We start from the raw sequence: 15,639 nt of genomic DNA on the forward strand, positions 1-15,639 counted from the left end.
TTCCGGGGTTGTGCGGGCGGTACGGACCCATCCGCCCTACCCGCACACCCCGGTTTAACGCAGTGGAGCGGGTTGCTTACGCGGAGGGCGCCAACAGATCCTCGGCGTAGGCCACCAAGGTACGGACTGTGCATCCCGTTCCTTGCTTGGGGGTGTAGCCGTAGGGGCTGCCGTTGTTGAACGATGGCCCGGCAATATCGACGTGTGCCCAGGGAATCTGCTGACCGTCCCCGTTCTTGCCCACGAATTCACGCAGGAAGACGGCTGCTGTCATCATTCCGCCGTTACGCTCGCCGATGTTGGCAAGGTCCGCAACCTGGGAGTCAAGGCTGGGGCGCAGTTCCTCGGGCAACGGCATCGGCCAGACAAGCTCGCCTGCCCTGTCAGCGGCGGACTTCAAGGCGGCCGTGACCGAATCGGAACCCATCACTCCTGCCGTGCGCAATCCGAGCGCAATCAGCTGGGCGCCAGTGAGTGTCGCGACGTCGATGATTGCGTCCGGCTTTTCCAGGCTCGCGGCCACCAATCCGTCGGCCATGACAAGGCGGCCCTCGGCGTCGGTGTTCAAGACTTCGACTGTCTTTCCACCATAGACAGTCAGGACGTCCGCCGGACGCTGGGCAGCGCCGGAAGGCATGTTCTCAGCAATGCACAGCCACGCGGTCGCCTTGATGGGCAGGCCGAGCGAGGCGATGGCGAGGACCGTATTAAGAACGACGGCGGCGCCCGCCATATCGCTCTTCATGTCACCCATGCCGAGGGCTGGCTTAATGGAGATACCGCCGGTGTCGAAGGTGATGCCCTTGCCCACGAGGGCGATCTTCCGGGTGGCCTTTGCCGGAGCGTACTCGACCTTGACCAAGCGTGGCTGCCGGGTTGAACCCTTGCCAACGCCGAGGATGCCGCCAAAGCCTTCCTTTTCCAAGCGCTTTTCGTCCCAGACCGTCACCTTCACGGGAAGACCCTTTGCCAGTTCCTTGGCAGATTCGGCGAATGACTCGGGGTACAAGTGGCTGGGCGGCTGGTTCACGAGCGTACGCGTTGCGTTGACGGCCCTGCCCAGCACTGTTGCCCGGTCAAGGGCAGGTTGGGCAGCTTTGGCATCAACGCCGGTCAAGATCAGAACCTTGGCCACCGGGTCCTTGAGCCCGTCCTGGCTGGAACGGTGTTCGGTGTAGGAATAGGCGCCCATGGCGGCACCTTCGGCGATTGCGGCGACGTCGGTGTCGGACGCCGTCGGGAACGCCAACGTCACGGAGGGGACGCCGGCAAGTTGCCTGACCGCGGATCCGGCCGCCCGGCGCAGTGCCTCTTCAGGGATGGTGCCGTCCTCGGACAACTTGCCCACGCCTGCCAGGACCAGGATCCCTGAGCCCGTTTCCGGCAAACCCGGAAGGCGGTGCGCCTGGTCGGGAGCACCCGAGACGCCAAGGAGCTTCAGCGATCCCTCAAGGGATTCGGCGGCCTTGGCACTCAAAGGGTTCTCCAGCAGCACTGGTCCGTCCGAGCCCTGGGCAACTCCGATCACAAGTGCGTCGCTGGGTGACTTTTTCAGGTCCTTGGCGATGACGCCGAGGATGATGTCAGTAGTCTTGACCACGAGGATGTTTCCTCACTTCTCTCTGCATTGCTTGGCGGGGCCGCATGTTTGGCGGGCCAGCTCCCGGTACGCGCCCGACGTCCTGTTGCGACGGCGGCCTTGGTCTTCAGGTCCAGCGTCGCAAAGACGTCGGCCCGTTTCGATCGTAGTCTCTCGCAGGCTGCTGACAGCAATTAAATGAGAGCTGCGGCACACCAAGGGCAGGAATGCCTACTGGAGGTGCAGCGTTGTACAAAGAGACACAGAGTCCCCACACCACATTCATGGAGTCAGCGACGCCATGACCAGTGGCGCATGGGGGCACCGAAGCTTGCCACTGCGAAAGGAACATGCCGTGTTTGAACGGATATCCGGCTCCCTCCTGGACCCCGAGGCGCTCTATGCGAGCAACATCGAGATCTTCCACAGCCCGGAACTGCGGGGGCTGAATATGGTCATGGGTTTCACGGGCTTTGCCGATGCCGGTCATGTGGTCAGGCAGATCAACGCGGAACTCCTGGACCAACTCGACGCTGAGGTCGTGGCCATGTTCGACGCCGACCAACTCATCGACTACCGCTCGCGGCGTCCCCACATCAGCTTCGTTGAAGACCATTTGCAGGACTATCAGGCACCCAGACTGGCGCTCTACAAGCTCACAGACGGCCTGGGCCAGCCCTTCCTGTTGCTCGCCGGCTTCGAACCTGACTTGCAGTGGGAGCGATTCGCCCGTGCCGTCGTAGGAATAGTGGAGAAACTCGACGTCAACCTGGTGACTTGGATCCACTCCATCCCCATGCCCGTACCGCATACGCGGCCGGTGGGAGTTACCGTTCACGGCAACCGGCCCGAACTTATCGAAGGTATCTCGAGTTGGAAGCCAACGGTCGAAGTTCCCGCCGCCATTGGCCACATCCTTGAACTCCGGCTCACCGAGGCCGAACGCCATGTGGCCGGCTACGTCATTCACGTGCCCCACTATCTGGCTGAGGCCGAATATCCTCCAGCAGCGGTGGCAGGGTTGGAGTACCTCGGAGCGGCAACGTCCCTGATGCTTCCTACTGACCGGCTCCGGGAGGCCGGCCGGGAAGTAGGCCGCCAGATTGCGGAACAGATTGAAGCCTCGGAGGAAGTGCAAGCCGTCGTCGCCAACCTGGAGGCACGGTATGACGAGAAATCCGAGGGCATCGTCCGGCGTTCGTTGCTCGCCGATGAGAACGACGAACTGCCCAACGCCGAGGACATTGGAGCGGCTGTGGAGGCGTACCTGGCGCGGAAAGACTCGCCTCAATAAATCAGCTTTGAACTGTGGCGGGCATAATTGAGGAGTGACTGCTCCCCGCGCCTGGCTCATCTGGACGATTGGCGTCTTTGCCTACCTGGTGGCCGTAGCACAGCGAACCTCATTTGGTGTCGCGGGTTTGGAAGCAACAGAACGCTTCCATGCCAGTGCTTCGGCCATCTCCTTTTTTACTGTATTGCAGTTGCTTGTCTACGCAGGCTTACAAATTCCGGTGGGCGTCCTGGTGGACAGATTCGGATCGCGGGTCATGATTGCCGGTGGTGCCATCCTGATGGGACTGGGGCAGTTGCAGCTCGCCTTCGCGGATAGCATCCCTGGAGGGGTTTTGGGGCGCGTCCTGGTGGGAGCCGGTGACGCCATGACATTCATCTCCGTCATCCGGCTCGTTCCCTTGTGGTTCAGCCCGGTCAGGGTGCCCGTGGTTACGCAGCTGACCGGGATGTGCGGGCAGTTGGGCCAGCTCTTCAGCGTGGTGCCTTTCGCCTTGCTTCTTCACTCTGCCGGATGGACGCCCGCGTTCATGTCACTCGCGGCGATGTCCGTGCTGGCTGTCGTCCTGGTCCTCGTGCTGTTGCGGGACCAGCCTCCCGGGCATCCGCCCCGGGAAACCGGGCAGGGCCTTCGCGCTACCGGAGTTTCCCTGTCACGCGCTTGGAAGCAGCCAGGCACCCGGCTAGGTTTGTGGAGCCATTTCACCGTCCAGTTCAGTGGCAACCTCTTTGCGATGACATGGGGTTATCCGTTCCTCCTCTCTGCGCAGGGACTTGATGCCGGGACGGTCTCAGCATTGATGGCCTTGTTTGTGGCAACCGCCATCGTCTCGGGGCCTGGATTTGGTCGGTTCGTCTCCAAACATCCAATGCGCCGCTCGGCCATGGTCCTGCTCATCACTGCGTCCACTGCGCTGGCTTGGGCGGCGGTGCTCATCCTTCCTGACCGGGCACCACTCTGGCTCCTCGTGATGCTGGTGGTGGTGTTGGCAGTTGGCGGGCCGGGCTCCATGATTGGCTTCGACTTCGCGCGGACATTCAATCCTTCCCAGCGTATTGGTACCGCCACAGGGATCGTCAACGTGGGCGGATTCATCGCTGCCTTGGTGGCGATCTACCTCATTGGCCTGGTCCTGGACGTCCTGAACGCGAGCGGATTCTCAGGCGGGGACTTGTACGGCCTTGATCCGTTCCGTGTAGCCCTCAGCGTCCAGTTCGTCCTGCTGGGCATCGGGACGGTCCTTATTATGCTGACCCGGCGGAAGGTGCGGTTGCAGATGGCCGAGCAGGGTGTCCACGTACCTCCTCTGGCTGCTACCTTGGTCCGGCAGCACCGCGAGAGGATCGAGCGCCGGCGAGCGGCACGTGCACAAAGGTAGCCACCTTTATCCACATACACGCGATGGTCCCTGTTTTCAACCATTGGCGTTGCCCAAGCTTGAAGCATGACCACCAAAGAGACGCTGAGCATTCATCAACCAGAAGACATCCTGGGTTACATACCGCATTTGTTGGGTTACTGGCCCGAGGACAGCCTTGTGGCCATCACGATGCAGGGGAGATTGCTCGGAGCCGCTCTCCGCGTTGACCTGCCTGCCCGGGCTTCGGGCCCCGCGCTTGCTGATTTTGCGGAGCATGTGCGTCACTACTTGGCGGCGGACACCCTTGCCGACGGCGTGGTCCTTGCCCTCTACACCGACGACGGTTGGGACGATGGCATGGTTGTCACCAGAACACTTCCACTGCTGGCTGAACTTCAAGAAACACTTGACCACGCTGATTTGCCTGTCCGGGACGCCTGGTTGGTTGGTCCTGAGTATTGGCGTGGCGCCTTCTGCGCAGACCAGGAGTGCTGCCCGGTGCCGGGCCTGCCGATAGAACGAATCCGGAACAGCAGGCTTAGCGCAGAAATGGTCTATCGAGGCAGCACCATCGGAGCTTCCCCAAGGAGCAAGGAACTTCCGCCCGTTCCGGGACGTCCTGGTGCCCTCGATCCCGCAGTGGCCGAGGCCGAATCAGATTTTGCAAAGCGGATGCGAACGTCATGGCGCAGTGGGAGGTGCTTTGATGGCGTACTTGAGGTGTGGCGGCAAGTGCTGGACGACGCCCGGATCCGTCCCGGCAGTGAAACCGTGGATTTGCTAACCCCGCGAGTCGCGGGTTTTCTCAGGTCGACCCTTGGTGTCCCCGGATGGCGGGACGCTGTCATGATCATGGCAGCTGCTGGAACCGGTTCCGCGAAGGCAGGGGCAGCAGCGTTCGGATTGCGCAGTGGCGACGACGACTCCGAGCCACTTCCGTTCGACGCCGGCGAGCTGGCATTGCCCCCGGCTGATACCGACAAAGGGGTTGGGAAGGCCTTCGAAGCAAACGGGATGCTCAGCATCTTTGCCTATGCTGACGTCCTTCTGGGTGTTGAACCGGCCATTCCTGACTGGGGGCAGCTTGATGCCCTGCAGCGTGTCCTGTCGTACTTGTGTGTCCAAGGAGAAGTGGGGGAAGTTGCTGCTGCTGCCTTGACCTTGCAAGGCTGGATTGCCTGGTGCAAGGGTAGTGGGTCCTCTGCACACGCCTGCCTTATGCGCGCCAAAGCAGCCAGCCCCGGCTACAGGCTCGCCGAATTGCTGGACGAGATACTCGGGCAAGGAAGCATCTGCGCCTGGGCCAGCCGTCCAGAGTCCGCATGGGGAACCTACAAAGGATCCCTCCTGTAGCCATCAGTAGCCATTACGCTTCATCAAGCGTGGGATTCATAAAACCGTGAGACAATGGATGCCGAGACCCGGTTGGGTCCGCGTTTGAATGCCCGCAATGAGCCCGGAATCCGGGAACATTACGGTGTCGTTGGCAGTTGTACATAGTGACTCTGCAGACGGCGATCGCATTTGAAATTGATCGCGGACTTGACAGGGTCATAGTGGTGTTGCCCGCATGGTGATTCCACAGACCGCCGCTAGAAAGGTTTTCTGTGACCCCGTCTTCCGTCGAGAAGGAACCCGCCGCCCAGGCCGAACTGTCCGCTGAGGAAAACAATGCGGCCACTTCGGCAAAGCGCGCGGCGACACGTGTTGCCACCAAGGCCTCAGAGGGCACCTCTGACAAGCCGGCACCAAAGAAGCGTGGACCCAAGCCCGGCGCCAAGGCCGCGGCCGAAGCCGCGAACAAGTCTTCGGACTCCGAGACCGACACCGAAGAAGTGGCTGTCGAGGACGAAGATTTCGATCCTGCAGCAGCTGAGGAAGTTGAAGTCGGAGACGACGATGCCGAGGACGGCGCCGTAACCGGTAAAGACAAGGCAGCGCCCTCCGGATCCGGATTCGTCTACTCGGACGCCGATGACGACGACGCCCCTGTCCAGCAGGTCATGTCTGCCGGTGCCACGGCTGACCCCGTGAAGGACTACCTGAAGCAAATCGGTAAGGTCGCCCTGCTGAACGCTGAGCAGGAAGTCGATCTGGCGCTTCGCATCGAAGCCGGCCTGTTTGCTGAAGAAAAGATCAACGCCGACGACGGTTCCATGGACCCGAAGCTCAAGCGTGAACTTGAATTCGTTATCCACGACGGCAAGCGGGCCAAGAACCACCTGCTCGAAGCCAACCTTCGCCTCGTTGTTTCCTTGGCCAAGCGCTACACCGGCCGTGGCATGCTCTTCCTGGACCTCATCCAGGAAGGCAACCTGGGTCTCATCCGCGCTGTGGAGAAGTTCGACTACACCAAGGGCTTCAAATTCTCCACATATGCAACGTGGTGGATCCGTCAGGCCATTACCCGCGCCATGGCTGACCAGGCCCGCACCATCCGCATCCCCGTGCACATGGTGGAAGTCATCAACAAGCTCGCCCGCGTCCAGCGGCAGATGCTTCAGGACCTGGGCCGTGAACCCACACCTGAAGAATTGGCGCTGGAACTGGACATGACGCCTGAGAAGGTCGTCGAAGTCCAGAAGTACGGCCGTGAACCGATTTCGCTGCACACGCCGCTGGGTGAGGATGGTGACTCCGAGTTCGGTGACCTCATCGAGGATTCTGAAGCTGTTGTTCCGGCTGACGCCGTGAGCTTTACGCTCCTCCAGGAGCAACTGCACTCGGTTCTGGACACGCTCTCCGAGCGTGAGGCCGGAGTCGTAGCAATGCGCTTTGGTTTGACCGATGGCCAGCCTAAGACTTTAGACGAAATCGGCAAGGTCTACGGCGTTACGCGTGAGCGCATCCGCCAGATCGAATCCAAGACCATGTCCAAGCTGCGGCACCCGTCCCGCTCGCAGGTCCTGCGGGACTACCTGGATTAAAGAAGGACGACTTCTGCTAAAGAGGTCCGCAGTCAAACAGTAACGGCCCGATCGGAGTATCCGATCGGGTCGTTACTGTGTGGGCGTCCTGTATTCAACGGAACAGGGCCCCTCCCGGATGGGAGGAGCCCTGTTCTTGCTCGAAGTGATGTGGCAGGAGAGTGTCCAGCCTTACCGCCAGTCCTGTCTAGTCGACCGGAACGGGTGCCTTCTCGTTGAGGCGCTCGGTCTCGTCGTGCCAGTCGGAGGTCAGGGGCCGAAGCGTGGCCTCAACTGCGCGTGCGTGGTGGCCGCAAAACAGCAGCTCACCGCCGGAGGACTCGAGTACAACGCGGACATATGCTTGAGCCCCGCAACGATCGCATCGGTCAGCTGCGTTCAGTGTGCGGTCTGCAACTGCTGTTGTCATGTCGGCCTCCTTAGTAGTTCTGTACATCCATATAACCAGTATTCGGAGCAGAACCATGGCAAGGATGGATCACTTTCGCTGTCCGCGTATCACATGTGCGTAACGTAACGAAGTAGAATGCCGGTTTCCGGGAGTGGCAACCGGTGCCGATGCGGGACCGAGACTAGCCTAAGATGGGCAGTGTTTGCCTTGAGATATACCCCGAAGGAGCACACCGCGAGTGGCACCGAGTTCTGAATACAACGCCCGGCATCTATCTGTCCTGGAGGGCCTGGAAGCCGTTCGCAAGCGCCCGGGCATGTACATCGGTTCCACCGACTCCCGTGGCCTTATGCACTGCCTGTGGGAGATCATCGACAACGCTGTTGATGAGGCCCTGGCCGGCTTCGGGCATGACATCAAGGTCATCCTCCACGCGGATAATTCGGTCGAAATCCATGACGACGGTAGAGGCATCCCGGTAGACGTCGAACCGAAGACGGGACTTTCCGGCGTCGAAGTTGTCTTTACGAAACTGCATGCAGGCGGCAAGTTCGGCGGCGGTTCTTACACGGCTTCCGGTGGCCTCCATGGCGTAGGCGCCTCGGTGGTCAACGCTTTGTCGAGCCGGCTGGATGTCCAGGTCGATCGTGGCAGCAAGACGTACCAGATGTCCTTCCGCCGCGGTGAGCCCGGACGTTTCATTGATGCCGGCGCCAAGCCCAGCCCCAACGCGACCTTCGAGCCTTTCGTTGAAGATTCTGTGTTGGACGTGGTTGGCAAGGCCAAACGCGGAGTCACCGGTACAAGGGTGCGTTACTGGGCCGACCGCCAGATCTTCACTCCCGACGCCAAGTTCTCTTATGACGACCTCGCCTCGCGTGCACGCCAGACGTCGTTCCTCGTCCCCGGATTGAAGATTACTGTCCGCGACGAGCGCAAGCTTGCGGGCACTCCTGGTGAAAACGGTGTGCACGAGGAAGTCTTCCACCACGACGGCGGCATTTCGGAATTTGTGGAGTTCCTCGCGGCCGACTCCGGAGTGACTGACGTGTGGCGTCTCCACGGTTCGGGGAAGTTCAAGGAAACGGTCCCGGTCCTTGATGAAAACGGGCACAGCAAGATCGCTGAAGTCGAACGCGACTGCGAAGTCGACATTGCCCTGCGCTGGGGGATCGGTTACGAGACGACGATGCGTAGCTTCGTCAATATCATTGCGACCCCCAAGGGCGGTACGCACCAGGCGGGCTTCGAGGCAGCGTTGCTGAAGACGTTCCGAAAAGCCGTGGAAACGAACGCCAGGAAGCTGAAGGCGGGCAACGACAAGATCGAGAAGGACGACGTCCTGGCCGGCCTCACCGCTGTGCTGACCGTCCGCTTGGCCGAGCCACAGTTCGAAGGCCAGACCAAGGAAATCCTCGGCACGTCCGCTGTTCGCGCCATCGTTGCCAAGGTGGTCGAGCAGGAAATTTCGAGCAGGTTGTCCTCTGCCAACCGCAATGACAAAGCACAGTCGGCACTGTTGCTGGAGAAGATCGTTGCGGAGATGAAGTCGCGAATTTCGGCCAGGGTGCACAAGGAGACCCAGCGCCGAAAGAACGCACTGGAAACCTCTTCGATGCCCACCAAGCTTGCCGACTGCCGCACTGATGACGTGGCACGATCCGAGCTCTTCATCGTTGAGGGTGATTCTGCGCTCGGAACTGCCAAGCTTGCCCGGTCTTCGGATTTCCAGGCCCTGCTTCCTATTCGAGGCAAGATCCTTAACGTCCAGAAGGCTTCGGTAGGGGACATGCTCTCCAACGCTGAATGTGCTGCACTCATCCAGGTTGTCGGCGCCGGCTCAGGCCGGAGTTTCGACCTCGATGCAGCACGTTATGGCAAGGTCATCCTGATGACAGACGCTGACGTCGACGGCGCGCACATCCGCACGCTGCTGTTGACGCTCTTCTTCCGCTACATGCGGCCCATGGTCGAGGCGGGCCGGGTGTTCGCCGCAGTTCCGCCCCTGCATCGCGTGGAGGTCATCAATCCGGGCCAGAAGGCCAACGAGATGATCTATACGTACTCTGAGGCGGAATTGCATGTTCTCCTGGCCAACCTGGCCAAGGAGGGCAAGCGTTACAAGGAGCCCATCCAGCGTTACAAGGGCTTGGGCGAAATGGACGCACAGCAGCTCGCCGAGACCACCATGGACCCGCGTCACCGGACCCTTCGAAAGGTCGGGATTGACAGCGCCCAGCGTGCTGAAGAGGTTTTCGATCTCCTCATGGGCTCGGACGTCGCGCCCCGTAAGGAATTCATCATTGCCGGGGCAGCGACGCTGGACCGGGAGCGCATCGACGCCTAGGTTCAGACCCGCGGTTTCCGGCCTGTTTTTGTGACGGAGCCGGAGGCCGCGGAAGCTGGTGCCGCAAAGGCCGCTGCCCCTACGGCCAGAGCAAGGGCACCCAAGCCCCAAGGGAGACCCGCTGCTACGGCAATCCCGCCCACCAACAAGGGCCCGCCAGCATCGCCAAGCTCCCGGCCAAGTTCGGCCGAACCCATCGTGCGGCCCAGGCGTTCAGCGGGAGTCGCATCTGCCAAGTGCGCGAAGGCCAATGGGGTAGCGGTACCGATTCCCAGTCCGATCAAAACGGCGGCACAGTAAATCGGTACGGCGCGGTACATGGAAAGGGCACCGTTCATAGCCAGTGCTTCGGGGAGAAGGCCCGCGATGAGTACGCCGACGGTTATGGCCAGCAAACCACCCACCATGCCCGGCCGGTCTGCGAGGACTCCCCGATCCCGCAATCGTCCGATCCTTGGCTGGACCAGCGATGACGCCAAGGCCAAGACCGTTACGACGGCGACACTGCCGGCGGTGCCGAGGCCCTCCCTTGCGGCCAGCGCCGGGAGAAAGCCTACCGCTGCGCCCAGGGCGCCAGTCGAGGCCGCCAGCACCACGGTAGGCCCAAGGAATGATCGCTCGGTACTTTGCTTCCAGACATCAACGATGGTGTATCTGGGCCGATGCAGGGGAGCCAGGCGCGGCACGGAGATGGCGGCCCAGACGGCTACTGCGAAGCCCAATAGGGAGAGGATGAGGAAGAGCAGGCTGAAACCGCCTGCGATGATCGCGACAGCGCCCAACAGGGGACCGACCGCGTAGCCAAGGCCCTTCCATGCGCCGTAACGGCCAAAGTAGCGACCCGTGTGTTTGCCGGCCAACCTCGCCACGCTGGCAGAGGATGCTGGTGAAAATGCCGAAGCAGCCATGCCTTGGCCCAGACGGGCTACGGCCAGCATGAGGGGTTGATCGGCCCACAGCCCGATGAGGGACGCAGCGGAGAAGGCCAGAAGCCCTCCGATGATCACGGGTTTGGGCCCAATGCGGTCGCTGAGGGCCCCGAAGACCGGCTTGAGGAAGACCTCCGCGATGTCGTACAGGGCCAACAGCACACCCAGGCCAAGCAGGCTCAAACCGATGTCCGCGCTTTCGGCGCCAAGTCCGGCGGCTACGGCGTGGGCGCCAAAAGCGGTGGTGAAGCCGGCTGCATAGAGGGGCCATCGGTGGCTGGGGGAGATGTCGGCACTCAAGCGCGACTTGTCGTCGTTCACGCCCCTCAATGTAACAACACCGCCATGTAACAACACCGCCAGCGCTGACCTTCTACCTAGCCAAGCAATCCCGGGACGATAAGAAGCCCCGTGGGCACAGCCAGCAGCAAGGCTGAGGTGGCCAGCACCAGGGCGCGAAGACCTTTGGCGAGTGGAGGCTGTGGCGAGAGGAGGCGGCTCACGCGTGACGCCGTCGTACGCGGTGAATCTGCCCCGCCGGTGGCGCTGATGCTGCCACCCTCGACGACGGCGCCCCCGCCGCTGAGCGCCCGCGGGCTGAGTGCCTGGCCGGCAAGAGCCTTGCCATTCGGTGCACCGCCGCTCACGGACTGTTCTCCCAGCCCTGGCGTGGAGGACCCGCTGGAGACTATGGCAATGGCCTTGATCAGCGTGACCTTGCTTTCGGTCCTGAGTGCGACGTCGTCAGCCAGCATTTCGATCAGGGAGTTCACGGCCGTCTGGGCAAGCCGTGTGGTGGGGAACCAGGGGAGTGCCTGCCGCCAGGCTGCGAACGCCCAGAGCAGGAGGTCGTGACGTTGGGACAAGTGCGCGTTTTCATGGATGAGCACTGCGCGCAATTCCGCCGGTTCGAGGGCGGCCATGAGTCCGTCGGACAAGACTGTCACCGAACGTGCGCCGCCGGGCAAGCAGTAAGCCACAGGGGAGTCGTGGTTGATCACTACGGTGCCCGGGCCGTCGTCCGAGGGTGATGCCAGAAGCGTGAGCAATTCGCGGTGTCGCCTGCGTTGCCGTTCAATTTTGTAGTAGGTCAAGAGCAGGGTGAACACCAGGTGGGCCGTTAGGAGTGCGGCCGCAGACAGGGCGAAGAGGTGCCAGAAGCCCAGCGCTGTGGTTGGCTCGTTATTGAAAACCATGCCGGCCAGGCTCCTGAGCCCAGCGATGAGGTTCTCACCGATTGGTTCCAGCCCGTAGACCAGCATTGCGCCGATCATGGACAGGCCACCTGCGAGGGCAATTGCCTGCCAGAGGACCATTGCGGTGAAGGGGGAGCGCGCAGGCCATTGCGCGCGCGAAAGCAAAACGGGTACCGGCCACGCCAGTATCAATGCCAGGACCGCCAGGAAGTATGAGGTCCAGAACATACTGGCTAATTGTAGCCGAGCAGTTTGCGCAGGGTAGCGGCTTCACTTTCGGAGACGGAGCCAATGAAGCGGGCAAGAACTGCTTCGCGGTCAGGAGCCGAGCCAAGAACTTCGTGCATGAGTTCCGCGGTGTGGTCGGCGCGGCTCGACACGGCTTGGTATCGGTGTGGCCTGGTCCCGCGTTCGCGTTCCACCAGGCCCTTCTTCTCCAGCCTGGAGAGCACTGTCAGGACCGTAGTCACTGCCAGGTCCTTGCCCTGGTGTCCCGCTGTGCCGTCGCCGGCTTCAGAGTCCTGCGCGAGAAGATCACGCAGGGTGTTGGCTGTTGCAGCCTCCTGGCCTGCCCAGAGCAGGTCCATCACTGCCCGTTCCAGTTCCCCAAGACTCGCCATCAATACTTCCCTACCTTCCGCGTCCCGGTGGCAAAAGCCGCCACCCGGGAGCGATGATCCAACGTTCCATCACAAATCTACCGCTTTTCAGCCTCTCATTCTACGTGAGGTAGAACTATCGGCGCGTCGCGGACGGCGCTTGACCCTTGCGTGTGCGTAACGCCACTTGAAGAATGGCATGTGGTTCCCTCACTTGTTCTACACTGTGTAGAAGTAAAGTTTTCTACACAACGTAGAAGTAATTACACCGCACTTGGGCCGCCGGACAAAGGACAGCCATGGACGCCTTGGAAATCGCACGCTGGCAATTCGGGATCACCACCGTCTACCACTTCATGATGGTGCCCCTGACCATCGGCCTTGGCCTGGTGGTGGCCATCATTCAGACCCTGTGGTACCGCACGGGAAAGCCCGAGTATCTCCGCATGACCAAGTTCTGGGGCAAGCTCTTCCTCATCAACTTCATCATGGGTGTGGCAACCGGCATCGTTCAGGAATTCCAGTTCGGCATGGCCTGGAGCGAATACAGCCGGTTCGTTGGTGATGTCTTTGGGGCACCGCTGGCCCTCGAAGCCCTTCTCGCCTTCTTCGTCGAGTCCACTTTCCTTGGACTCTGGATCTTCGGTTGGAAGCAACTTAAGCGCGGTGTCCACCTTGCCTGCCTGTGGATTGCCGTGATCGGTTCGGTCTTCTCCGCTTACTTCATCATCGTGGCCAATTCATGGATGCAGCACCCGGTGGGCGTTGAAATGGTGGAAGGCCGGCCTGTCATGACGGACGCCTGGGCAGTGTTTACCAATAACACTGCACTGGTTGCCGTACCGCACACTCTCTTCGGTGCCCTTGGTGTTGCCGGTGCCTTCCTGCTCGGAATCGCCTGGTACCACTTGTGGCGCCGCCGCCATGACGGCATTGACGTGGTTGGTGCGGACGGCCGGCTGCTTGTCGGAGAAGCCGATATCCCGGGCCGCGACAAGGGTGACTACACAGTATGGATGCGTTCCCTCCGGATCGGCGCCGTGGTGGCGATGATCTCCTTTGCCGGCACCGCCCTCACGGGCGACCTGCAAGGCAAGCTCATGTTCGAGCAGCAGCCCATGAAAATGGCTGCCGCGGAGGCGGCATGCCACGACGGCACCGGCTTTTCCGTACTGAGCGTCGGCAACCTGGGTGCCAAGAACTGTGACGACATCGTCGCTGTCATCGAAGTGCCAGGGATCCTTTCCTTCCTCGCCAAGGGCGACTTCACCACAGAAGTGAAGGGCGTGAACAGCCTGCTTGGGGAGTACAAGGAGAAGTACGGCACGCACTTGCCGGACAACCCGCTCTATGGCGACCGGGCCGGTCAGGAAATCCAGTACGTGCCCGTCATGGAAGTCACCTACTGGGGCTTCCGGATGATGATCGGCTTCGGGGGCGTCGCCGCACTGGCAGCGCTTGTGGCCCTATGGGTTACCCGCAAGGGCGTCGTCCCTGGGTCAAAATGGCTCATGCGCCTTGCCGTCTTCGGAATCCTGGCACCGTTCGGGGCCAACGCCGCCGGCTGGATCTTCACGGAAATGGGCCGGCAACCCTTTGTCGTAGCCCCAAATCCCGACATGAACGGTATTGACCAGGTCTTCATGTTCACCGCCGCTGCCGTTTCACCCGGCGTCAGTGCCGGTGAGCTCATGACCTCCCTGGTTGTCCTGACCGCCATCTACGCCGTCCTGCTGGTGGTGGAAGTCAAGCTCCTGGTCAAGTACGTCCGTGGCGGCGTCGCCTCAGCCATGCCTGAGCTTGCCCACGCCGCGGACAAGCACCGCGCCAGCGATGACGAACGTGACAGGGACAAGGAAGGCGACGACGGCGCACCCGGCCCCGACAAAGCCGACGACGTCCTGGCGTTCGCCTACTAGAAACAGAGGAATAGACAATGGAACTGTTGCCAACCATCTGGTTCGTGGCCATCGCAGTACTATGGACCGGCTATCTCTTCCTTGAGGGCTTCGATCTCGGGGTAGGCATGCTCATGAAGCTGTTTGCGCGGAACAACACGGACAGGCGCGTGCTTCTCAATACCATCGGCCCCGTCTGGGACGGCAACGAGGTTTGGCTTCTCACTGCAGCCGGAGCCACCTTCGCAGCTTTCCCCCTCTGGTACGCCTCCTTGTTCTCGGCGCTCTATCTTCCGCTCCTGTGCGTCCTGGTGGCGTTGATCTTCCGGGCCGTGGCCTTCGAATACCGGGGCAAGGTGGACACTGAACGCTGGCGCACCACCTGGGACTGGGCAATCGCCGTTGGATCCTTTGTGGCCGCCTTCGGTATCGGCGCAGCCCTGGCGCTTACCACCACGGGCTTGCCGCTCAACGCCAACGGGGACCGCACCGGTGGACCGTTTGCCTGGTTCAGCGGTTACGCCCTCCTTGGCGGCTTCGGTGTGGTCGCCTTCGCCTTGGTTCACGCCCTGGCGTTCCTGGCGTTGAAGACCGACGGCGAGGTGCGGCTGCGTGCCCGCCGCTGGTTTGTGCGGCTGGTGCCGTTTGCTGTCTTGCCGATGCTCGCATGGATGGTTGCTGTGCAGTTCCTGAGCGGAAAGACCTGGACGTGGGTCATTGTTGTGGCCGGAGTCGTGTCCGTGGTTTTGGCCTGGCAGTGGGCACGCAACGGCTCGGAGGGCCGGGCATTTGGGGCAATCGGAGCTTTCGTCGTCTGTGCCACGGCGTCGATCTTCGGGGCCGCGTTCCCAGTGGTCATCCCCTCAACCGTAGATCCCGCGTTCAGCCTAACTATTTCCAATGCTTCTTCCTCCGACTACACGCTGGGCCTGATGAGCATTGTGGCTGCGGTGGGGCTTCCCCTGGTTATTGCCTACCAGGCCTGGACTTACTGGGTATTCCGGCGCCGTGTCAGCGCAGCGCACATTCCCGAAGCCCACGGTTTCCTTCCGGCCATCGCCGCCAAGGTGTTGGTTGGCAAGGAAAACACCAGCCCTTCCAACCCGGGAGCCTAGCCTC

General features: G+C 61.5%; 12 protein-coding genes. 7 read left to right on the top strand and 5 right to left on the bottom strand.

What is annotated here, in order from left to right; all coding sequences use genetic code 11:
• Positions 1–76 precede the first annotated feature (76 nt).
• Entirely contained in the window at positions 77–1,600 is a 1,524-nt protein-coding gene (locus VUN82_08955; GenBank protein XAS73944.1) for a leucyl aminopeptidase, read from the bottom strand.
• Positions 1,601–1,934: 334 nt separating this feature from the next.
• On the opposite strand from VUN82_08955, the gene VUN82_08960 reads away from it, so the two are divergent.
• The 4 genes from VUN82_08960 (at position 1,935) to VUN82_08975 (ending at position 7,160) form a co-directional block, all read left to right on the top strand.
• Positions 1,935–2,873 (top strand): PAC2 family protein, encoded by a 939-nt coding sequence (locus tag VUN82_08960; protein ID XAS73945.1) that lies wholly within the window; start codon positions 1,935–1,937, stop codon positions 2,871–2,873.
• A gap of 34 nt (positions 2,874–2,907) precedes the next feature.
• Positions 2,908–4,251: an MFS transporter gene (locus VUN82_08965; protein ID XAS73946.1), complete on the top strand. Its 1,344-nt coding sequence runs from the start codon at positions 2,908–2,910 to the stop codon at positions 4,249–4,251.
• A 66-nt stretch (positions 4,252–4,317) separates the two neighbouring features.
• A complete protein-coding gene (locus tag VUN82_08970) occupies positions 4,318–5,586 on the top strand; it encodes a DUF4192 domain-containing protein (protein ID XAS73947.1) in 1,269 nt (422 codons plus the stop codon).
• A gap of 254 nt (positions 5,587–5,840) precedes the next feature.
• Positions 5,841–7,160 carry an RNA polymerase sigma factor gene (locus tag VUN82_08975; protein XAS73948.1) on the top strand — a complete coding sequence of 440 codons (1,320 nt, stop codon included), beginning with the start codon at positions 5,841–5,843 and terminating at the stop codon, positions 7,158–7,160.
• Positions 7,161–7,347: 187 nt separating this feature from the next.
• Here VUN82_08975 and VUN82_08980 read toward each other — a convergent pair whose 3' ends face one another.
• A complete protein-coding gene (locus VUN82_08980; protein ID XAS73949.1) occupies positions 7,348–7,569 on the bottom strand; it encodes a hypothetical protein in 222 nt (73 codons plus the stop codon).
• A gap of 220 nt (positions 7,570–7,789) precedes the next feature.
• Here VUN82_08980 and VUN82_08985 point away from each other — a divergent pair, with 220 nt between their 5' ends.
• Positions 7,790–9,898: a DNA topoisomerase IV subunit B gene (locus VUN82_08985; GenBank protein XAS73950.1), complete on the top strand. Its 2,109-nt coding sequence runs from the start codon at positions 7,790–7,792 to the stop codon at positions 9,896–9,898.
• Between the two features lie 2 nt (positions 9,899–9,900).
• Here the strand turns inward: VUN82_08985 and VUN82_08990 are convergent, their stop codons facing one another.
• Genes VUN82_08990 through VUN82_09000 form a run of 3 tightly spaced genes read right to left on the bottom strand, consistent with a single transcriptional unit; the run spans position 9,901 to position 12,643 of the window.
• Entirely contained in the window at positions 9,901–11,148 is a 1,248-nt protein-coding gene (locus VUN82_08990; GenBank protein XAS73951.1) for an MFS transporter, read from the bottom strand.
• 56 nt (positions 11,149–11,204) lie between these two features.
• Entirely contained in the window at positions 11,205–12,251 is a 1,047-nt protein-coding gene (locus VUN82_08995) for a M56 family metallopeptidase (GenBank protein ID XAS73952.1), read from the bottom strand.
• A gap of 5 nt (positions 12,252–12,256) precedes the next feature.
• The gene (locus VUN82_09000; protein ID XAS73953.1) at positions 12,257–12,643 is read right to left on the bottom strand and encodes a BlaI/MecI/CopY family transcriptional regulator; all 387 of its coding nucleotides are present in this window, start codon (positions 12,641–12,643) and stop codon (positions 12,257–12,259) included.
• Positions 12,644–12,921: 278 nt separating this feature from the next.
• Here VUN82_09000 and VUN82_09005 point away from each other — a divergent pair, with 278 nt between their 5' ends.
• Together VUN82_09005 and cydB are read left to right on the top strand one after the other, a co-directional pair.
• The gene (locus VUN82_09005; protein ID XAS73954.1) at positions 12,922–14,541 is read left to right on the top strand and encodes a cytochrome ubiquinol oxidase subunit I; all 1,620 of its coding nucleotides are present in this window, start codon (positions 12,922–12,924) and stop codon (positions 14,539–14,541) included.
• A gap of 17 nt (positions 14,542–14,558) precedes the next feature.
• Complete coding sequence (cydB, locus tag VUN82_09010; GenBank protein XAS73955.1) at positions 14,559–15,635, top strand: cytochrome d ubiquinol oxidase subunit II; 1,077 nt, start codon at positions 14,559–14,561, stop codon at positions 15,633–15,635.
• The last annotated feature ends 4 nt before the right edge of the window (positions 15,636–15,639 follow it).

The organism is Micrococcaceae bacterium Sec5.1, from assembly GCA_039636795.1.
GTDB lineage: Bacteria > Actinomycetota > Actinomycetes > Actinomycetales > Micrococcaceae > Arthrobacter.